A 20599-nucleotide genomic window follows, 5' to 3' on the forward strand; every position below is an offset into this window, starting at 1 on the left:
GCCGGGAGGGGATCTGGGGCAGGTGCGTCAGAAGACCTTGCCCGGGTTGAGGAGACCGAGCGGGTCGAAGGCCTGCTTGATGCCCCGGTGCAGTTCCACGCTCACGTCGCCGAGTTCCCGGGCGAGCCACTCCTTCTTGAGCACGCCCACGCCGTGTTCGCCGGTGATGGTGCCGCCGAGTTCGAGGCCGAGCGCCATGATCTCGTCGAAGGACTCGCGGGCCCGCCGGGACTCGTCGGCGTCGGTGTGGTCGAAACAGACGACGGGGTGGGTGTTGCCGTCGCCCGCGTGCGCGCAGACGCCGATGGTGAGGTCGTACTTCTCGGCGACGGCCGCCGTGCCTTCGAGCATGGCGCCGAGCTGCGAGCGCGGTACGCAGACGTCGTCGATCATGGTCGCCGACTTGACGGTCTCCAGCGCGGTGAGCGACATCCGCCGGGCCTGGAGCAGCATTTCGGACTCGGCCGCGTCGTCGGCGGGGACGACTTCGGTGGCTCCGGCCGCGGTGCAGAGTCCGGCGACGGCGGCGAGGTCGGCGGAGGGGTCCGGGGTGTCGAAGGCGGCGAGCAGGAGTGCCTCGGTGGTGTCGGGGAGGCCCATGTTCGCCATCCTGTTGACGGCACGGACTGTTGTACGGTCCATCAGTTCGAGGAGTGACGGTGTGTGACCGCGCTCCATGATGCGGCAGACGGCGTCGCACGCGCTCGCCGCGCTGGGGAACTCGGCGGCCAGGACGAGCTGCCGCGGTGGCTGCGGCTTGAGCGCGAGCACGGCCTTGACGACGATGCCGAGGCTGCCCTCGGAGCCGACGAAGAGCCGGGTGAGGTCGTATCCGGCGACGCCCTTGGCGGTGCGGCGGCCGGTGGTGAGCAGGCGTCCGTCCGCGAGGACGATGTCGAGGCCCAGGACGTATTCGGCGGTGACCCCGTACTTCACGCAGCACAGGCCGCCGGACGCGGTGCCGATGTTGCCGCCGATGGTGCACGTCTCCCAGCTGGAGGGGTCCGGCGGGTAGTACAGCCCGTGTTCGTTGACCGCCCGGGAGAGGACGGCGTTGATGACGCCCGGTTCGACGACGGCGATGCGGTCGACGGGGCTGATCTCCAGGATCCGGTCCATCTTCACCAGGGAGAGCACGATGCAGCCGTCCGAGGCGTTGGCCGCCCCGGACAGGCCCGTGCGGGCGCCCTGGGGGACGACCGGGACGCGCAGCGCGGTGGCGGTGCGCATGATGTGCTGGACCTGCTCGACGGTGCGGGGGAGCGTGACGACGGCGGGTGTGCCCGCGTCGCAGAAGCTGGCCATGTCGTTGGCGTAGGTGGCGGTGATGTCCGGATCGGTGACCAGTGCCTCGGCCGGCAGACCCGCACGCAGTAGTTCGAGGAGATCGTCCATGATCCAAGACTGGCACCCGGGCCCATTGGTGTGAACCCGTCTGCGGCAGCGTTCGCAAGGCGCGGTGTGTTCTTCGTACTGACGCAGAGTGATCGGCATGGACGTCACGCCAGAGCAGACCCCGACGGCCCACGGGCCGGACCACGACCTCGAGACTCCCCGCACCGCGCCCTACGAGTCGCCGCCCGACCCCGCGTCCCTGGCCGAGCCCCCGCCCGCCTCGCTGCGCACGACCCTGCGCAGGGCGGCGTTCGGTGTGGTGGCGGGGGCTGTGCTGGTGACGGGTGCGGTGGTCGCGGTGCCCGACGACGACCAGGACGCGGCGCCACCGCTGCCGGGTCCGGTCTCGCGGGCGATGAGCGCGACGGCCGCGGGCTCCCCCGCGTCGCTCTCCGATCTGACGGCGCTCATCGGGGACCGGCAGAAGTGGGTGGGGACGCATCCGTCGGACGCGCGGTCGTGGGCGGTGCTCGGGTCGGCATACGTGGAGTGGGGGCAGCGGGCGTCGGACGCGGCGTACTACGCCCGGGCCGAGCAGGCGCTGAAGCGGTCCCTGGACGCGCAGCCGGGAGAGCAGGGGAACGAGGCGGCCTGGGTGGGTCTCGCCTCGCTCGCCAACGCCCGGCACGACTACGTGACGGCGAAGAAGTGGGGCGAGACGGTCCGGTCCCGGCAGCCCAAGCAGTGGACCGTGTACCCGGAGCTGGTCGACGCGTACAACGGCCTCGGTGACTACACGTCGGCGACGAAGGCCGTGGAGAAGTACGCCGCGCTGCGGTCCGGTGTCCCGGCGCTGGGGCTGACGGCACAGATGTACCGGGACCGGGGCTGGCGGGAGGACGCGCTGGCCACCGCGCAGGACGCCGCCAACCGGGCGAAGACGCCCGCGGAGAAGGCGGCCTGCCTGTCCCGGCTGGGCGAGCTGGCCTGGGAGCGGGGTGAGCCGGAGGAGGCGGTGGCGCAGTACGGGGCCGCTCTGCGCACCGATCCCGCCCATCACCCGTCCCTCGCCGGCCGGGCGCGCGCGCTGGCGGCCCTCGGGCGCACCGACGAGGCCCAGCGCGACTACCAGGCGGCGCTGACGAAGTCGCCGCGCCCGGCGTACATGCTGGAGCTGGGCGAGCTGTACGAGTCGCTCGGCCTGGACGGCGATTCGGTGAACCAGTACACGCAGCTGCGCAGGGCGCTGGCCCGGACCAAGGCACGGGGTGTGGACGACTCCCTGCTCCTGGGCCGGTTCGAGGCCGCCCACGGCGACGCGTCCGCCGCGGTGGAGCTGCTGCGGGCGGCGTGGGGCCGCGGCCACCACAGCGCGGCGGTGGCCGATGCGCTGGGCTGGGCGCTGCACCGCTCCGGCGATCCGGACTCGGCACTGGAGTACGCGGAGCGGGCGGTCGACTCGGGCGGTCAGAACGCGTCGTACGCGTTTCACCTGGGCATGGTCCAGCGGGCGTTGAAGGACTTCGGCCCGGCCCGCCGCCATCTGGAGGAGGCCCTGCGCACCAACCCGCAGTTCTCGCCGCTGGACGCGCCCCGGGCCCAGGAGGCGCTGGACACGCTGGGGCTTCCCCTGTCCGGTGGTCCGCAGGACATGCAGCCGGCCGCCCCGCCGGCTCCGGCTCAGGAGCCCGCGCCGGCTGCCGAGCCGGAGCCCCGCCCGGTGGAGCCCGAGGCTCCCGCCGGGGAGGCGCCTGCTCCCGGTGAGGCCCCGGCCCCGGCGGGAGGGCCGCCGGGGCACCAGGCGAAGCCGGGCGCGCCGAAGGCGGCCGCGGCAGGGGGCGGCGCGAAGCGCATCGCGGCGAAGCCGTCGGCCGCGCGGTCACCGGCGGGGCGCTGACACCCCGTGGCGCACCGGCACGACGGGCGGGCCGGATGTCCGGCCCGCCCGTCGTGGTGCTCCCCCGCTGTCGGCCGGAGGCTGCCGTGGATCAGAGGTTGCCGCGCTTCTCCTGCTCGCGCTCGATCGCCTCGAACAGGGCCTTGAAGTTGCCCTTGCCGAAGCCCATCGAGCCGTGGCGCTCGATCATCTCGAAGAAGACCGTCGGCCGGTCCTGGACCGGCTTGGTGAAGATCTGCAGCAGGTAGCCGTCCTCGTCGCGGTCGACGAGGATCTTCAGCTCGCGCAGGGTCTCGACGGGCACCCGGGTCTCGCCCGCCCACTCGCCGAGGGTGTCGTAGTACGAGTCCGGGGTGTCGAGGAACTGCACGCCGGCCGCGCGCATCGCCCGCACGGAGGCGACGATGTCGTTGGTGGCGAGCGCGATGTGCTGGACGCCGGCGCCGCCGTAGAACTCCAGGTACTCGTCGATCTGGGACTTCTTCTTCGCGACGGCCGGCTCGTTGATCGGGAACTTGACCTTGAGCGTGCCGTCGGCGACGACCTTGGACATGAGCGCGGAGTACTCGGTGGCGATGTCGTCGCCCACGAACTCCTTCATGTTGGTGAAGCCCATGACCTTGTTGTAGAAGCCGACCCACTCGTTCATCCGGCCGAGCTCGACGTTGCCGACGCAGTGGTCGACGGCCTGGAAGGTGCGCTTGGCCGGCGGCTCGACGATCGGGGCGGCGGAGGCGAAGCCGGGGAGGTAGGGGCCGTCGTAGCCGCTGCGGTCGACGAGGGTGTGGCGGGTCTTGCCGTACGTGGCGATGGCGGCCAGGACGACGGTGCCGTGCTCGTCCTTCACCTCGTGCGGCTCGGCGAGGCCGAGGGCGCCGTGCTCGACGGCGTAGGCGTACGCGGCCCGGGCGTCGGGGACCTCGATGGCCAGGTCGACGACGCCGTCGCCGTGCTCGGCCACGTGGTCGGCGAGGAAGCGGCCGTGGTCCGTGGACGCCTTGATGACGGAGGTGAGGACGAAGCGGGCGGAGCCGTTGGTGAGGACGTAACTGGCGGTCTCGCGGCTGCCGTTCTCCGGTCCGGAGTAGGCGACCAGCTTCATGCCGAAGGCCGTCGAGTAGTAGTGCGCGGCCTGCTTGGCGTTGCCGACGGCGAAGACGACCGCGTCCATTCCCTTGACCGGGAAGGGATCGGCCTGCCGCGCTGTCCCGGGGGTGCTGTGCATCGTCTCAGTCATGTCCGAAGGTTCCCGCCGCTTCGCAAGGTGCGCAACAGTTCGTGAATTCACTGGGCAATCTGCCCAGCATCTCGCCATGATGGGCGGGCTATCTGTACATGATGACCATCACAGTGACCTTCCGGAGGCCGGCCGTGGCGATCGATCACCTGGACGGGCGGCTCATCGTGCTGCTGGCGCGTGAACCCCGGATCGGCGTCCTGGAGGCCTCGCGCCGGCTCGGCGTGGCGCGCGGGACCGTGCAGGCGCGCCTGGACCGTCTTCAGTCGAATGGCGTCATCCGCGGCTTCGGTCCGGACGTCGACCCGGCCGCCCTCGGCTATCCCGTCACCGCCTTCGCGACGCTGGAGATCAAGCAGGGCCAAGGCGCCGACGTGCGAGCCCACTTGGGCGGCGTACCGGAGGTGCTGGAGCTGCACACCACCACCGGGCACGGCGACATGCTGTGCCGGCTGGTGGCCCGTTCCAACGCCGATCTCCAGCGGGTGATCGACCGGGTTGTCGGATTTGATGGCATTGTCCGGGCCTCCACGGCCATCGTCATGGAGAACCCCGTACCCCTGCGCATCATCCCGCTCGTCGAACAGGCGGCGCAGGACACCGACTGAGCCGAGGAGTGGCGTGTGAGCTTCTGGGAGTACCTGGGAAATCGTCACCAGCAGTTGCTCACCGACGCGTTCCAGCATGTCAGCGCCGTCTTTCAGTGCATGGTCATCGCCACCGTGCTCGGCGTCCTGATCGGGGTGGTCAGCTACCGCAGCGGCTGGGGGTCCTCGGTGGCGATCACCTCGACGGCGACCGTCCTGACCATTCCGTCGCTCGCCGCGATCGGCCTGCTGATCCCGCTGGTGGGGCTCGGGGTGGCGCCGACGGTGATCACCCTGACGCTGTACGGGCTGCTGCCCATCGTCCGTAACTCCATCGTCGGGCTGCGCGGCGTCGACCCGGCGCTCGTGGACGCGGCGAAGGGCATCGGGATGTCGCGGATCGCCCGGCTCGCCAAGGTGGAACTGCCGCTCGCCTGGCCGCCGATCCTCACCGGTATCCGGGTCTCCACCCAGATGCTGATGGGGATCGCCGCCATCGCCGCGTACGCCTCCGGGCCCGGTCTCGGCAACGAGATCTTCCGCGGCATCGCCTCGCTGGGCAGTGCCAACGCGATCAATTCGGTGCTCGCGGGCACGCTCGGCATCGTCGTCCTCGCTCTGCTCTTCGACGCCGCCTACGTCCTGCTGGGGCGGCTCACCATCCCGAGGGGGATCCGTGTCTGAGACCGTGGCAGAGGCCCAACCCGAACCGGCCGCCGCCGCCACCTCCGGCGCCACCATCCAGCTGGAGGACCTGACCAAGCACTATCCGGGGAACCCGAGCCCGGCCGTGGACAACGTGTCGATGGACATCAAGGCCGGCGAGACGGTCATCTTCGTGGGCCCGTCCGGCTGCGGGAAGTCGACCACCCTCAAGATGATCAACCGGCTGATCGAGCCGTCCTCCGGGCGGATCAGGATCGGCGACGAGGACGTCACCGACATCGACCCGGTGAAGCTGCGCCGCAAGATCGGTTACGCGATCCAGTCGTCCGGGCTCTTCCCGCACATGACGGTCGCCGAGAACATCGCCCTCGTACCGAAGATGGTGGGCTGGTCGAAGTCGAAGGTGAAGGACCGGGTCGAGGAGATGCTCGATCTGGTCGGTCTGGACCCGCGCGAGTTCCACGACCGCTATCCGCGCGGGCTCTCCGGGGGGCAGCAGCAACGCGTGGGCGTGGCCCGGGCGCTGGCCGCGGATCCGCCGGTGCTGCTGATGGACGAACCGTTCGGCGCGGTCGACCCGATCACCCGCGACCACCTCCAGGACGAACTGATCCGGCTCCAGCACGAGCTCCACAAGACGATCGTCTTCGTCACGCACGACTTCGACGAGGCGATCAAGCTGGGCGACCGGATCGCGGTGCTGCGCGAGCACTCGCACATCGCGCAGTTCGACACCCCTGAGGCCATCCTCACCAATCCGACGGACGACTTCGTCTCCGGTTTCGTCGGGGCCGGCGCGGCACTGAAGCGGCTCAACCTCACCCGCGTACGGGAGGTGGAGATCGCCGAGTTCCCGACGGTGACGGTCGACGACCCGCTCCAGTCGATCTTCAACAAGCTGCGCAGCGGGCCGCACAACGAACTGCTGATGCTGGACCGCAGGAACCGCCCGTACAAGTGGCTGCGGCGCGGCGACCTGATGCGGGCCCGCGGTTCGCTGGCGCGGGCCGGGCAGCTCGTGCACGACACGGTGACCAGGGACGCGACGCTGCACGACGCACTGGAGGCGGTGCTGATCGACAGCGGCGGGCGGGTCGCGGTGACCGGGCGGCGCGGGGAGTTCATCGGCGTCGTGGACATGCAGACCCTGATGAACTCCGTGCACGAGCTCCTGGAGGCCGACCGGCTCACCGCCATCGAGCACCAGCACGACCTGGAGGAGCTGCGCACCCACCAGACCGTCCAGGAGCTGGAGGGGGGCGCGGGCGCATGAGCAACGACTCCCCGTCCGGCCCCCGCTCCCCCGGGAACGCCCCCGCGTCCGACCGGGACCGCCCGCCGGGCGAGCACGACGTCAAGGGGCTCGCCTTCCACGACGACGAGGAGGAGCCTGCCCCGCCACCGGCCGGACCCCCGCGCCGCCTCACCTGGCGCAAGCTCGTGCTCGTCCCCGCCGCGCTCGCGGTGGTGCTGGTCATCACGTACGTATGGATCACCAACGTCGACCTCGACTCGATCGCGGAGAACTCCCTGGCAGGCGACACGGTCCAGCTGCGGTGGTGGCAGCACGTCCGGCTGACGGCCATCTCGACGTTCTGGGTGCTGATCATCGCCATTCCGCTGGGCATCGCACTGACCCGGCGGGGTCTGAGCAAGGCCGCTCCGGTGGTCACCGCAATCGCCAACATCGGGCAGGCGACCCCGGCGATCGGTCTGCTGGCACTGCTGGTGATCTGGCTGGGCATCGGCCCGTCGACGGCGATCACCGGCATGGTGATCTACGCGGTGCTGCCGGTGCTCTCCAACACGGTGGCCGGCCTGAAGGCGATCGAACCGACGCTGGTGGAGGCCTCGCGCGGCATCGGGATGTCGGCGATGGGGACGCTCAGGAGGGTCGAACTCCCGCTGGCCGTGCCGCTGATCCTGGCCGGTGTGCGGACCGCGCTGGTGCTCAACGTGGGCACGGCGACCCTGGCCACGTTCGGCGGGGGCGGCGGGCTCGGTGACCTGATCACGTCCGGCATCCAGACGCAGCGCATGCCGGTGCTGGTGCTCGGTTCCGTGCTGACGGTGGTGCTGGCGCTGCTGGTGGACTGGCTGGCCTCGCTGGTCGAGGTGGCGCTGACGCCGCGCGGACTGGAGGCGGGGCAATGAGGAAGCGACGCGTGCGTACGGTCCTGGCGGGTGCGGCCGCCCTGGCCCTCGCGCTGGCGGGGTGCGGGCTGAAGAGCGGCTCACCGATGGTGGACGACGTGGTGCCGGGGCCGTCCGTGCAGGGTCAGCCGCTGGACGGCGCCTCACTGACCGTCACCTCGAAGAACTTCAGCGAGAACATCATCCTGGGCCAGATGATCGGCCTGATCTTCAAGGCCGCGGGGGCCGAGGTCCTGGACCGGACGAACCTGCCCGGCTCCATCAGCGCCCGCGAGGCGATCGCGCAGGGCGACGCCGACGCGATGTACGAGTACACGGGCACCGGCTGGATCACGTATCTGGGCCACGCCAAACCCATCACCGACCCGCTGGAGCAGTGGGAGGCGGTGCGCGACGCGGACCGGAAGAACGGGGTGACGTGGCTGCCGCAGTCCACCCTGAACAACACCTACGCGCTCGCCATCAGCAAGAAGAACAATGCGAAGTACCACCTGAAGACGCTCTCCGACGTCGCCGCACTGTCGAAGAAGAACCCCTCGGCGGTGACGATCTGCGTGGAGAACGAGTTCGCCTCGCGCAACGACGGACTGCCCGGGATGGAGAAGGCGTACGGGATGTCGATCCCGGCCGCCAACATCAAGAAGATGGACGCGGGCATCGTCTACACCCAGGTGTCCAAGTCCGACTCCTGCCTGCTGGGCGAGGTGTTCACCACGGACGGCCGCATCAAGGCGATGGACCTGGACGTGCTGGTGGACAACAAGCACTTCTTCCCCAACTACAACGCGGCGCCCGTCATCCACACCGCGACCTTCGACAAGTACCCGGTGATCGCCGACCTGTTGGACCCGCTCAGCGCACGGCTGACCACGGAGGTCGCACAGGTGCTGAACGCCAAGGTGGACGTCGACGGGGAGGACCCGCACGAGGTGGCGAAGGAGTGGCTGATCGAGGAGGGGTTCATCGAGGAGGGGTGACGGGGCTGCCGGTTCCGGGGAGGGCGCCCCGGGGGAGACTTCCAAAGAAGATGTTGCAAAGACATGTTGCAAAGCTGTCTTTGTAACTCTACGGTGGAGGCATGCCAACGACAGACGGCGACGACAACACCGCCACCGCGCCGGACCCGAAGGTCCTCAGCATCGACGCCCGCTCCCTGCGGGGCCTCGCCCACCCGCTGCGTCTGCGGCTGCTCAGCTCGCTGCGCGAGTTCGGACCCGCGACCGCCTCGGGCCTCGCCGAGCGGCTGGGCGAGTCCAGCGGCGCCACCAGTTACCACCTGCGGCAGCTGGCCTCGTACGGCTTCGTCGAGGACGACCCGACGCTCGGCAAGGGACGCGAGCGCTGGTGGCGGGCCGTGCACGCCGGCGCCTCCTTCGACCCGGAGTTCCTGTACGACCCCGATCCCGAGGTGCGCGGCGCCATGGGCGTCGTACTCCACGAGGTCGCGACGATGCACGCACAGGAGCTGAACACCTGGCTCGGCACGATGCACGAGTGGCCCCGGGAGTGGTACGAGGGCTCCGACCTCAGCGACTTCAAGGTGCGGCTCACCCCCGAACTCTCCAGGGAACTCGCCGACAAGGTCCACGAACTGGTCAACAGCTACCGCGGACGTGTCCCCGAGGACACCGAGGGATCCGCCGTCGTCCGCACCCAACTGCACGTCTTTCCGCGCCCCACCGACTGAAGGGACCACCCGCCATGCATCCCGAGACGCACCTTCAGCTCCACCGCATCCGCTCCGCCGAACTCCGCGACCGGGCGGACGCCTTCCGCCTTGCACAGCGCCCCGTCGCCCCGCGCAAGGACCTGCGCACACGGCTCGGCTGGACCATGGTCGAACTGGGCCTGCGCGTCCTGCCGGACCGGACCGCCCTGTCGCCGCGCACACCCCGCACCGCGTAGCCGTAGCGGTCCCGGCGGCCCTGCGGACCGCCCGCGGTCAGCAGCTCGGGACCTTCCCCCCGTGATCCAGTGCCCTCAGCGAGGACACCGCACCCTTCAGAGTCGTGACCGGAATCAGCTGAAGCCCCTTCGGCAGTTCGGACTTCGCCTCCTTGCACTCCGCCTTCGGCACGAGGAAGACGGTGGCCCCGTCGCGCCGGGCCGCCTGCGTCTTGAGCGAGACACCTCCGACCGCGCCGACCTCGCCGTCCGCCTGGATGGTGCCCGTACCGGCGACGGTGCGGCCGCCGGTGAGATCGCCGCCCGAGCCGTCGCCGTCGAGCTTGTCGACGATGCCGAGCGCGAAGAACAGGCCGGCGCTGGGGCCGCCCACGTCGGCGAGGTGGAGGGTCACGTCGACCGAGCCGGGCTTCTTGCCGAGGTAGTTCAGAGCGGCGTCGACCGCCGAGTCCTGCGACTTCACCATGTCGTCGAGGTTGTGCTTCTCGATCTCCTTCTCGGAGCCGCCGGACGGGTAGACGGAGTCGCGCGGCATGACCGCCCGGTCCGTACGGAACCAGCTGTCGATCACGTCGCCGAACCCGACATCGGCGTCGGGTCCGGTCGCCACGATCGTCGTCATCCGCAGCTGGCCATCGGTGGGCCGGGTCGGAGTGCCCTCGATGCTGATCACGGGAGTGCCGTGGTCGTCACCGAGCACATTCGTCGTCGTCCCCGGCTGCGCCAGCGTGAACGGCAGCGGTGCGAAGGCGGCGACGCCGAAGAGGGCGAGGACCGGGAGGGCGCACAGGGCGAGGGTGCGGGGGCGCGAGCGACGTGTGAACACCCGCCCAATCTAACGGCCCGCGCGCGCTGCGGGTCTCGGCCCCACCACTGCCGGGGTTCCGTCCTCAATCGCCGGACGGGCTTTGGTGCGGGTGTTCCCGTGGGGCGCGGGGTTCGCCGCTGCCCGGTGGGTGGGGGTGGTGCCCCTCCGGGGCGTCTCCTCAGAAATGGCGTGTGCACCCGGGATCGCGATGTACCCGGGTCGTACGCCATTTCCTGCGGGGACTCCCCTGCACGTCCCCACCCGGCATCAGTCGCGTCTGCACACCGGCCCAGCGACTGCCGCAGACGCAGGACGGCCGGTCCGGGGCCGTGCAGGGGAGTCCCCGCAGGACGACGAACAGATACCCGGACCGCTCTGCGTACCGGCGGAACGTTCGTCGTTTGAGGAGACGCCCCGGAGGGGCCCCGGACCCCACCACCGGGTAGCGGCGAACCCCGCGGGGGACCCGCACAAACAGCCCGTCCGGCGCTTGAGGACGGAACCCCGCACCACGGAACCCCGCACCAAGGACCCCCACGGCCGCCCACCCAAGGGCCCCGCTACCGAAGCGCGTCCGCGACCTCGCGCGCCGCGTCGACCACCCGGGGCCCCACTCGCTCCGGGACGGCGTCCGCGAGCATCACCACGCCGACGCTGCCCTCGACGCCCGTCACTCCCATCAGCGCGGCCGCGGCTCCGCTGGCCCCCGCTTCGAGCTCTCCGTGGGTGAGGGTGAAGGCCGTCTCGGCCACCGGCTTCAGCCGTGCGGCGAGGATCGCCCGGCCCGCGGCGCCCCGGTCGAGGGGGTGACGGAAGCCGGCCCGGTAGGCCACGTGGTAGTCCGTCCAGGTCGGTTCGACGACCGCGACGGCAAGCGCGTCCGAGCCGTCGACCAGCGTGAGGTGGGCCGTGGCCCCGATGTCCTCGGCCAGGGAACGCAGCGCGGGCAGCGCGGCCTCCCGTACGAGCGGATGCACCTGTCGGCCCAGACGCAGAACGCCCAGGCCGACTCTCGCCCGGCCGCCCAGGTCTCGTCGGATCAGGGTGTGTTGTTCCAGCGTGGCGAGCAGACGGTAGACCACTGTGCGGTTGACGCCGAGTTTGTTGGACAACTCGGTGACCGTCAGGCCGTGGTCGGTGTCGGCGAGCAGCTTGAGGACACGCAGTCCTCGGTCGAGCGTCTGGGAGGTCTCCGCGGTCACGACGCCCTCTCCCTCTTTGGTGAGCGGCGGCGGCTGTTCCCACGGATTGTGCGTCACCGGTCCCAGCGGCGACGCACGGAGAGGCCGCCGGCCTGGCCAGGCACCGGCTGCGCTCCGCGGCGGCGTTGCCACGGGGCGTTCACATTTTTGGGACAGTAGCGAGCCAGTCCGCTCAGCGGAAGACCTCGTCCAGAATCCGGGCGCTCACGAAACCACGGTTGTGCCGGAAGAGCATAAGTGCCGGTCAGCGGGACGTCGGCCGACCGGCGCGCATCTACGCGCGTCCATGTCGGCCGACTCCCTCGCGACGCTCCGTACACCGGATGTGAACCGGCGTTAACTCACTGTGAACAATTGCTGGACGGTTTTTCCGTTCACGAGTACCTCGCAGGCCCTGATCGCCTTCGTCGCCGGGTCCCGGACGGTGAAGTTGAGCGCGAAGGTGCCGTCGAGTCCGATGACCCGGGTGACGTAGGAGTCGGCGGTCTGCTTGCCGTCAGCGGTGCGTCCGGTGACGGAGACCGTGGCGACGGGGGCGAAGCCCCGGCCGGTCACCTGGACGACCGTGCCGGGCGGTCCTTCGGGCGGCGAGAGCGCGAAGGAGGCCCCGGCGGGGACGGTGCCGTCCTGGACGGTGAAGGCGGCCGTCTCGGTGCGCGGGTTGACGAGGACCTCGCGGACCCGGAGGGCGACGGTGTCGGCCGCGTTGACGGTGAAGGTCTGCGAGAACGCCCCGTCGAGGCCGACCACCTTGGTGCGCACCGGGTCGGAGGTCTGCGAGCCGTTGGCCCGCAGCCCGACGATCGACACGGTCGCCACCTTCGCGAAGCCCTGGCCGAGAACGGTGACCGCGGTGCCCTTCGGTCCGGCGGCCGGGGTGAGGACGACGAAGGTCGGGGCGACGGTCAGCTGGGTGAGGGCCTGCGCGCTGCCGGCGGTGACCCGGAGCGCGTAGACGCCGCGGGCGGTGGATCCGGCGGCGGTGACCGTACCGCTGAGCGTGCCGTCGGCCGCGATCCGCAGGGTGGAGCCGCTGATCCCGGCCGCGGCGCAGCCGCTGCCGTCGGCCGCGCACAGGGCAGCGGCGGGAGTGACGCCCGAGGGCCAGCCGTCACCGGACACGCCGATCGCGCCGCCCGGCTTGACCTTGGCCACGCCCGCGGAGAGCGTCGCGGTGGCCTCGGTCACGGTGAACGGAGTGGTCAGCACGGTGGCCGGATCGTTGCCCTCGTCGACCTGGATCGAGGCGATCGCCGGGTCCGACACGGTGAAGTCCACGGCAAACGTGCCGTCGGGGCGGCTCTTCACGTAGACGGCCGTGTCGTCGAGCGTCGATCCGGTCGCGTCGAGGCCGACGGTGTTGATCCACCGGTCCTGGTAGTAGTCGCTGCCGCTGACGGTGATGACGCTGCCCACCGGTCCGCTGCCGCGGGACAGGGCGATCGCGCGGGGCCCGTCGGGGACGAAGGCCGTGACGGTCAGGGGTGCGGTCGCCTCCTTCGTACCGTCGCCGACCTTCACGAGGTACGAGCCGTCCGGCACCGCGCCGGCCGCGGCGAGCACGGCGCTGCCGGTCAGCTGTCCGGAGCTGTTGATCGCGAGGGAGCTGCTCGCGAACTTCCCGGCGTCGCAGCCGCCGCCGTCGGTCGCGCACAGCGACGGTACGGGGGTGGCGCCCACGGTCCAGCGGCTGCCCGACAGGGCGACGGAGCTGGACGGCCGGGCCGGTGCGGTGGGGGCGATGAGGGTGGCCGGCTGGCCGGCGCTGCCCTCCGCGGTCACGGTGCCGATGGAGCCGCCGCCCGCGGTGATCTCACAGGTCGTCGTGTAGGTGGAGCCGAGCACCTTCGTGCGGGTGACGTTGCGCAGCGGGGTGAAGGTGATCGGGCCGCTCGCGGTGGCGGGGATGAGGAAGTCCCCTTCGTACGGCGGGATCTCGATCGGCTTCCCGGAGGGGACGTCGAGGGTGACCTCGGGCCCGGTGACGGTGACCGTACCGGTGGCGCCGCCGGACATGGCGAGGTCGACGCTCGGGGTGGTGGGCACGTCGTTGAGGCTGAGTCCGCTGGTGGCGGGGGACGGGCCGAGCGTCACCTTCGCGTGGACCTTGCCACCCGGGTCGACGACGTCGGGCGTCAGCTCGATGCCGAACTGCTGGGGCCCGGTCGCCTCACCCTGGCCGGCGGGCAGGGTGCAGTGGACGGTCGGGGTGATGGTGCCGGCGTGGGCGAGGGGGGCGAGTGCGACGGTTCCCCCGGTCCACGCGAGCACGGCTCCGGCGCCGAGGGCTACGGCGCGGCGCCATGCCGGGCGGCGCTGTCTTCCGGTGAGTCTGCGATGCGCGAACATGCGGCTCCTCCAAAGGAAACGGAATGCGACTGATCCGAATGCGGAATGGACGACGCCCGCCTGCTCCATTGCCGTACGGAACAGACGGGCGTCCTCGGTGCTTTTCCCTGATGACCCCTGTGGCCTTGACGGCCCTGCGGCCTCGATGACCTTTACGAACTCACAGCAGGGTCAGGGTCAGGGTGGCGCTGTAATCTCCGGGCCGGGTGAATTCGGGAACCGTGAGGGCGAGCCCCGCCTCGGCGTCGAACTTCCCGCCGGTGAACGGACGTGATCCGTCCGGATTCATCCGGCAGAGGCTCGCCGCCTCGCTCCCGAGCGCGGTGGGCGATCCGGCGACCGGCGCCCCCACGCTCCCGTCCTGTGCCGTGCAGGCCGGCGCCCACCGCACCGCACCGGCCGGGATGGTGCCCCCGTCGGCGCTCGTGAAGCCGGTGAGGGTGGCGGTCAGGGACCAGCCGCTGTTGACGCCGCGGGCATCCTGCACCTCCACCCGGTTGAGGTGGGCTCTCTGCACGCCGCTGTCCGCGCCCAGGACCGTCGTACCGAAGTCGACGGTGTCACCGTCCTGGGTCATGGAGAGCGTTCCCGCCCTGACCTGGGTGCTCAACTGCTGCTCGGCCGTGCTGCCGCCCCCGCCGCCACCGGTGGTGACGGTGAACGGGGCGGTGCGTACGGTCGCCGGGTCGTTGCCCTCGTCGGCCTGGACGGCGGCGACGGCATCGGAGATGACGGTGAACTCGACGGCGAAGGTGCCGTCCGTGCCGCTCTTGACGTAGACCGCGCTGTCGTCGAGCGTCGCGCCCGAGGCGTCGAGGCCGATCACGTTGATCCAGCGGTCCGGGTTGTAGTTCCGGCCGCTGACGGTGATCACGCTGCCGACCGGGCCGCTGTCCGAAGACAGCTCTATCTCCCGGTTGCCGGCCGCGACCGCTTGGACGGTGAGGGGGGCGGTGGCCTCCTTCGTCCCGTCGTTGACCTTCACCACGTAGCTGCCGTCGGGTACGGCTCCGGCCTCACTGAGGGTCGCGGTGCCGGTGAGTGTGCCGTAGGAGTCGATCCTGAGGGCGTGGGCGGTGAACTTCAGCGGGTCGCAGCCCCCACCGCCCACCGCGCACAGGGACGGCACCGGAGAGGCGTCGGGGGTCCATCCCGATCCGCCCAGCTTCACGGCGGTGTTCGGGCGTACCGGGTCGGTGGGCGCGGTCAGGGTGGCGGGCTCCGCGGCGGAGCCCTCCGCGGTGACCGTGCCGATGGAGCCGCCGCCGTCGACGATGTCGCAGGGTGTCTCGAAGACCGATCCGAACACCTTCGTCTGCGTCAGCGTGCGGATCGGAGCCAGCGAGATCTCGCCCGAGGCGTCCGCCGGAAGCAGGAAGTCGCCTTCGAACGGGGGGAACTCCATGGGCGTGCCGACCGGGACGTTCATGCCGAACTCGGCGCCCCGCACCGTGACGGTGCCCGTGGCCCCGCCGGACATCGCCAGGTCGAGGCTGATGGTGGTCGGCACGTCCTCCAGGGCGATCTGGCTGGTGGCCGGGGACGGGCCCAGTGTCACCTTCGCGTGCACCTTGCCGCCCGGTTCGACGACGGCCGGCGACAGGTCGACGGTCATCTGCTGCGGCCCGGTCGCCTCTCCCTGACCCGCGGGCAGGACGCAGTGCACGGTCGGGGTCACCGTCCCGGCGGCGGCGACCGCATCGGCGGGCGGGGACGGTGCGGCCGTCGCCCCGACGCAGCCCAGTGACAGTACGAAGCAGGCCGCGAGCAGACCGGTCACACCGGGTCTTCGTCGTCGGATCACCTGACACCCTTTCATGGACCATTGATTGCGCACATTGAGGAGGTCACGTGCAGAGAAGTCAAGAGAGAGCCGATTGATCCTTTTCTGAAATGCCCCAAACGGATTTTGGCAGACGTTTTTCGCATACCTGTTGACTTCTTCGAAGATCACCGTTTCACTGCACCCGACATGCCGGGCCCGGCACGCAGATCCGCACGTACAGCGAATGCACCGAGTGCAGCGAGACGGCGGATCCGCGAAATTCAAACCGGAAGGAGTTCCACCCGTCATGTCGATCTCTTCAACCCACGCGTCCGGCCGAAGACGCCTGCCGCTGATCCTGGCGGCGGCGTGTTCGACAGCCGGACTGCTCGCCCTCTCCGCCCCGACGGCCTCCGCGGTGACTCCGCTCACCGCGACGGCCACCTTCGACTGCGGCTCGTGGGGCAGCGGTCTCGCCACCCTGACCGCCGCCGACAACGGCACGACCAAGACGATCAAGCTCACGTCGTCGGCGATCACGATGCCGTCCGGTTCGAGTGCCGACCCGAACAGCATCACGACGACGCTCAAGGTCTCCAAGACCGTGGGCGGCGTCACCAGTCAGGTCCAGTTCTCCGCCAAGGCCAACCCGGGCATGAGCTACCCCAACCCGATCACCCTGGGGCCGCTGAAGCTCAGCTCCGGCACGCTGGCGACCGGCAACAGCACCAACTCCGTGGTGCTTGCCGCTCCCGCGACCGCCACCAACTGGTCACTGCAGATCGTGACCTCGTCCCCGACGTCCGCCACTGTGCCGTGTGTGGCGACGTCCGTCCAGTCCGCGGCGTTCGTCTGGTAGCGGCCCGCGCATGACGCCGGCCCGGCGTGAGGACAGCTGTCCCCGCGCCGGGCCGGTGCGTGCCCGCCGATACCGGCTCACGTCATGCGGGTGGCCCACTCCTGGACCTTCTTGATCCGCTGCTCGATCTGCCCGGCCGTGGCCTCCGCGCTCGGCGGCCCGCCGCACACCCGGCGCAGCTCGGTGTGGATGACCCCGTGCGGCTTGCCGCTCTGGTGCGTGTAGGCCGACACCATGGTGTTCAGCTGCTTGCGCAGCCCCAGCAGTTGCTTGTGCGTGACCACCGGACGGTCCTCGGCCGGCTTCTCCAGCAGGTCCGCCTCCGAGGCCGGCCGCTGCCGGCTGTGCGCGATCTGCCGGGTCTGCCGCTTCTGGAGCAGCAACTGCACCTGGTCGGGTTCGAGCAGCCCCGGGATGCCGAGGTAGTCCTGCTCCTCCTCGCTGCCCGGGTGTGCCTGCATGCCGAACTCGGCACCGTCGTACAGCACCCGGTCGAAGACCGCGTCGGACTCCAGCGCCTCGAAGGGCAGCTGCTCCTCGGTCTCCTCGTCCTCCAGCTTCTCGGCGTCGGCGAGGAGCTTGTCCTCCTCGGCGAACGGGTTCTCCTCGTCGCTGCCCTTCTTGGGCTTGTCGAGGACGTGGTCCCGTTCGACCTCCATCTCGTTGGCGAAGTCGAGGAGCATCGGGATCGTCGGCACGAAGACGGAGGCGGTCTCGCCGCGCCTTCGGGAGCGGACGAAACGGCCGACGGCCTGGGCGAAGAAGAGGGGCGTCGAGATGGTGGTCGCGTACACGCCGACGGCCAGGCGCGGCACGTCGACGCCTTCCGACACCATGCGGACCGCGACCATCCAGCGCGATTCGTCCTCGGTGAACTGGTCGATCTTCTTCGACGCGGCCTTCTCGTCGGAGAGGACCACGGTCACCTTCTCGCCGGAGATCCTCTTGAGGATCTTGGCGTATTCGCGTGCCGACTCCTGGTCGGTGGCGATGACGAGCCCGCCGGCGTCCGGGATGCCCTTGCGGACCTCGGTCAGCCGCTTGTCGGCGGCGCTGAGGACGTTGGGGATCCAGTCGCCGGTGGGCGAGAGCGCGGTGCGCCAGGCCTGGCCGATGGCGTCCTTGGTCATCGGCTCGCCGAGCCGGGCGGCGATCTCGTCACCGGCCTTGGTGCGCCAGCGCATGTTGCCGCTGTAGCTGAGGAAGATCACGGGGCGGACGACGCCGTCGGCGAGCGCGTTGCCGTAGCCGTAGGTGTAGTCGGCCGAGGAACGCCGGATCCCGTCGTTCCCCTCCTCGTACGCGACGAAGGGGATCGGGTTGGTGTCGGAGCGGAACGGGGTGCCGGTGAGGGCGAGCCGACGGGTCGCCGGGTCGAACGCCTCCTGGCAGGCCTCGCCCCAGGACTTCGAGTCACCGGCGTGGTGGATCTCGTCGAGGATCACGAGGGTCTTGCGCTGCTCGCACCGGTTGCGGTGCAGCATCGGGCGGACGCCGACACCCGCGTACGTGACCGCGACCCCGTGGTACTCCTTGCTCACGGGGCCCGCGCTGTACTCGGGGTCGAGCTTGATCCCTATCCGGGCGGCCGCCTCCGCCCACTGCTTCTTCAGGTGCTCGGTCGGCGCGACGACGGTGATCTGCTGCACGACGTGGTGGTGGAGCAGCCATGAGGCGAGGGTCAGCGCGAAGGTGGTCTTCCCGGCGCCGGGGGTCGCGACTGCGAGGAAGTCGCGCGGCTGCTCCTGGATGTACCTCTCGAGGGCGCCCTGCTGCCAGGCTCGCAGCTTGCCGGCCGTGCCCCAGGGGGCGCGGCCGGGAAAGGCGGGTGAGAGGTGGTGGGAGGCGGTAGTAGTCACGGTCTCCGGTTCGGGTCTCTCGGGTACGTGTGGTGCTGTCCGCACGGACCGGGACGGGCCCGTACGCGATACGACAACCGGGCCACCCTACCGGGGGACGGGGGGCGATCCGCCTCGGACTGCGCCGCCCCGTACGTAATTGCGACGGCTCTCACACCGCGTCGACGACCAGTTCCCGCAGCCCCTGGGAGATGGCCTCGGCCTCGTCCATGTCGCCGGTGGCGACGGCGATGACCAGGCGTTCCGCCGCGTCGGTGTGCGGGCGGAGGTCGACGCCGTTCATCGCCGGGAAGGTCATGCACGAAAGCCGGGCGGTGCGTCTGTTGCCGTCGAAGGGCGGATGGTTGATCGCCAGGGACTGGAGCAGTGCGGCCGCTTCGTCGACGTCCGGATGGGCGTGGGGCCGAACCGGTACCGGTTACGACGTCCGCACCCGCGTAGCCACCCAGGCCCCCACCAGCGCCACCGCCGCCATCGGCAGGAACACCACCGCGAACGCCCCCGGGTGCGAGCCGGAGCCGCCCGCCTCCACCGCCTCGTGCACGGCCCCCACCGCTCCCCCGCCGAGCGCCGCGAACGCCGCGCCGCCCGCGGCCAGCAGCAGGACGTTGGAGAGGCCGTCGGAGATCTGCAGGGCCGCGGAGTTCGCGCCCGCCTCCTCCGGCGCGGACAGCTTCAGCAGCAGCACGCTCGTCGAGGCGATCACCATGCCCATGCCGAAGCAGCCGAAGGCCCAGGCCACGGCGACCGTCCAGACCGGCACCCCGTCGATCAGCACGGCCGGAGCCGCGGCTATCGCCGCCGCGACGAGCACCATGCTGCCCACCATCAGCCGGTCGCGGTGCGGTTCCATGCGGGGCCGGGACTGCACGTAGGAGCCGAGCGCCCACGTCCCGCCGCCGGCGGCGAGCGAGAGCCCGGCCATCGTCGGGGACATCCCGCGCTGGGTGACCAGCATCAGCGGGACGAACGACTCGGCGGCGATGAACGACCCGGCCGCCACTCCGCGCAGGAGCACCACCGCGGGCAGCCCGCGCGCAGCGCGGCCGGTGCCCGGGGGCAGCAGACCGCGGATCGCGGGGACGAGCAGGGCGACACCGGCGGCGGCCGGCAGCAGGGAGAACCAGTTCCGCTCCTGCCCGGCGTATTGGAGCAGTCCGGCGCCCAGCGAGATGCCGAGCGCGAGCGCGATGCGCCGGCGGTCGTACGACTCCACGGGCGCCGCCGGGTCCGCCGGGCCCGACGCCGTCCGCCGGATCGCGGGCAGCGCGAGCGCCAGCGGGAAGACGACCAGCACCGGGATGCCGACGAAGACCCAGCGCCAGCCCAGGTGCTCGGTGACGCTCCCGGAGGCCAGCGGTCCCACGACGGACGGGATCACCCAGCTCGCGGCGAACGCGGCCAGGATCGACGGCCGCAGATGTTCCGGGTAGGCCCGGCTGATCACCACGTACAGCGCGACGATCACCAGCCCGCCGCCCAGTCCCTGCACCGCCCGGCCCGCGATGAACATCCACATCGTGCCCGCGGTCCCGGACAGCAGCAGCCCCGCGCCGAAGGCGCTGATCCCCGTGGCGAGCGGTGCGAGCGGGCCGCGCCGGTCGGCCCACTGGCCGGACAGCACCATGGCGAAGAGGCTGGTGGTGAAGTACGCCGAGAACGCGAACGCGTACAGCGGGATGCCGTGCAGCTCACGGGCGGCGACCGGCATCGCGGTCCCCACGGCGGTCGCCTCGAAGGCGATCAGGAAGACGACGGAGACGATGCCGATACTGAGCGCCCGGTAGGTCCGCCCCAGGACGCCCTCCGGCTTCGGGGCGACGGCCGGGCCGCGGGTGGCGTCAATGTCTTCGGCAGGGGGCGAGACATCGGCGTCGCGCGGTTCCAGGGCGGTCATGAGCCCAAGAGTAAGGGGCGAAATACGGCATGGGACCTGTCGCGGGTCGCCCGGGTTCTCGTCCGTTGGTCGTAGGACC

Annotated in this window: 17 protein-coding genes and 1 pseudogene; 9 read left to right on the top strand and 9 right to left on the bottom strand. The window is 70.9% G+C overall.

Going from position 1 to position 20599, the window contains the following annotated elements; translation table 11 throughout:
- Window positions 1-27: 27 nt before the first annotated feature.
- On the bottom strand, window positions 28-1395 hold the full coding sequence (locus ABT025_RS21300) for an FAD-binding oxidoreductase (RefSeq protein WP_350996586.1): 1368 nt from the start codon (window positions 1393-1395) through the stop codon (window positions 28-30).
- Window positions 1396-1492: 97 nt separating this feature from the next.
- Between ABT025_RS21300 and ABT025_RS21305 the strand changes: the two genes are divergently transcribed.
- Complete coding sequence (locus tag ABT025_RS21305; RefSeq protein WP_350996588.1) at window positions 1493-3232, top strand: tetratricopeptide repeat protein; 1740 nt, start codon at window positions 1493-1495, stop codon at window positions 3230-3232.
- A 91-nt stretch (window positions 3233-3323) separates the two neighbouring features.
- Here the strand turns inward: ABT025_RS21305 and hppD are convergent, their stop codons facing one another.
- Window positions 3324-4469, bottom strand: coding sequence for a 4-hydroxyphenylpyruvate dioxygenase (hppD, locus tag ABT025_RS21310; RefSeq protein ID WP_350996591.1), 1146 nt, complete (start codon window positions 4467-4469; stop codon window positions 3324-3326).
- Between the two features lie 134 nt (window positions 4470-4603).
- Between hppD and ABT025_RS21315 the strand changes: the two genes are divergently transcribed.
- From ABT025_RS21315 to ABT025_RS21345, 7 genes are all read left to right on the top strand, one after another.
- The gene (locus tag ABT025_RS21315) at window positions 4604-5077 is read left to right on the top strand and encodes an Lrp/AsnC family transcriptional regulator (RefSeq protein WP_266779334.1); all 474 of its coding nucleotides are present in this window, start codon (window positions 4604-4606) and stop codon (window positions 5075-5077) included.
- 15 nt (window positions 5078-5092) lie between these two features.
- A complete protein-coding gene (locus tag ABT025_RS21320; RefSeq protein WP_350996595.1) occupies window positions 5093-5740 on the top strand; it encodes an ABC transporter permease in 648 nt (215 codons plus the stop codon).
- Window positions 5733-6995 carry an ABC transporter ATP-binding protein gene (locus tag ABT025_RS21325; protein WP_350996597.1) on the top strand — a complete coding sequence of 421 codons (1263 nt, stop codon included), beginning with the start codon at window positions 5733-5735 and terminating at the stop codon, window positions 6993-6995. Before ABT025_RS21320 ends, ABT025_RS21325 begins: the two co-directional genes overlap by 8 nt.
- The gene (locus ABT025_RS21330; RefSeq protein ID WP_350996600.1) at window positions 6992-7876 is read left to right on the top strand and encodes an ABC transporter permease; all 885 of its coding nucleotides are present in this window, start codon (window positions 6992-6994) and stop codon (window positions 7874-7876) included. Before ABT025_RS21325 ends, ABT025_RS21330 begins: the two co-directional genes overlap by 4 nt.
- Window positions 7873-8853 carry a glycine betaine ABC transporter substrate-binding protein gene (locus tag ABT025_RS21335; RefSeq protein ID WP_350996602.1) on the top strand — a complete coding sequence of 327 codons (981 nt, stop codon included), beginning with the start codon at window positions 7873-7875 and terminating at the stop codon, window positions 8851-8853. Before ABT025_RS21330 ends, ABT025_RS21335 begins: the two co-directional genes overlap by 4 nt.
- A gap of 101 nt (window positions 8854-8954) precedes the next feature.
- On the top strand, window positions 8955-9563 hold the full coding sequence (locus tag ABT025_RS21340; RefSeq protein ID WP_350996605.1) for a helix-turn-helix domain-containing protein: 609 nt from the start codon (window positions 8955-8957) through the stop codon (window positions 9561-9563).
- Window positions 9564-9577: 14 nt separating this feature from the next.
- Window positions 9578-9781, top strand: a complete 204-nt coding sequence (locus tag ABT025_RS21345) for a hypothetical protein (RefSeq protein WP_350996608.1) — start codon at window positions 9578-9580, stop codon at window positions 9779-9781.
- Between the two features lie 37 nt (window positions 9782-9818).
- Here ABT025_RS21345 and ABT025_RS21350 read toward each other — a convergent pair whose 3' ends face one another.
- From ABT025_RS21350 to ABT025_RS21365, 4 genes are all read right to left on the bottom strand, one after another.
- Window positions 9819-10607 (bottom strand): YlbL family protein, encoded by a 789-nt coding sequence (locus ABT025_RS21350; protein ID WP_350996611.1) that lies wholly within the window; start codon window positions 10605-10607, stop codon window positions 9819-9821.
- Window positions 10608-11149: 542 nt separating this feature from the next.
- Window positions 11150-11791: an IclR family transcriptional regulator gene (locus ABT025_RS21355; RefSeq protein ID WP_350996614.1), complete on the bottom strand. Its 642-nt coding sequence runs from the start codon at window positions 11789-11791 to the stop codon at window positions 11150-11152.
- 336 nt (window positions 11792-12127) lie between these two features.
- Entirely contained in the window at window positions 12128-14140 is a 2013-nt protein-coding gene (locus ABT025_RS21360) for a hypothetical protein (RefSeq protein WP_350996617.1), read from the bottom strand.
- A 160-nt stretch (window positions 14141-14300) separates the two neighbouring features.
- Window positions 14301-15920, bottom strand: a complete 1620-nt coding sequence (locus ABT025_RS21365; protein WP_350996620.1) for a WxL domain-containing protein — start codon at window positions 15918-15920, stop codon at window positions 14301-14303.
- 292 nt (window positions 15921-16212) lie between these two features.
- On the opposite strand from ABT025_RS21365, the gene ABT025_RS21370 reads away from it, so the two are divergent.
- Window positions 16213-16764, top strand: coding sequence for a hypothetical protein (locus tag ABT025_RS21370; protein WP_350996623.1), 552 nt, complete (start codon window positions 16213-16215; stop codon window positions 16762-16764).
- A 77-nt stretch (window positions 16765-16841) separates the two neighbouring features.
- Here the strand turns inward: ABT025_RS21370 and ABT025_RS21375 are convergent, their stop codons facing one another.
- The 3 genes and pseudogenes from ABT025_RS21375 to ABT025_RS21385 all read right to left on the bottom strand — a co-directional run bounded on the left by ABT025_RS21375 (window position 16842) and on the right by ABT025_RS21385 (window position 20520).
- On the bottom strand, window positions 16842-18623 hold the full coding sequence (locus ABT025_RS21375) for a DEAD/DEAH box helicase (protein ID WP_350996626.1): 1782 nt from the start codon (window positions 18621-18623) through the stop codon (window positions 16842-16844).
- A gap of 151 nt (window positions 18624-18774) precedes the next feature.
- Window positions 18775-19020: pseudogene (locus ABT025_RS21380) on the bottom strand (Fic family protein); the annotation flags it as partial.
- 21 nt (window positions 19021-19041) lie between these two features.
- Window positions 19042-20520: an MFS transporter gene (locus ABT025_RS21385; protein ID WP_350996629.1), complete on the bottom strand. Its 1479-nt coding sequence runs from the start codon at window positions 20518-20520 to the stop codon at window positions 19042-19044.
- Between the last annotated feature and the right edge of the window lie 79 nt (window positions 20521-20599).

The organism is Streptomyces sp. NPDC002809, from assembly GCF_040295435.1.
Taxonomy (GTDB): domain Bacteria; phylum Actinomycetota; class Actinomycetes; order Streptomycetales; family Streptomycetaceae; genus Streptomyces.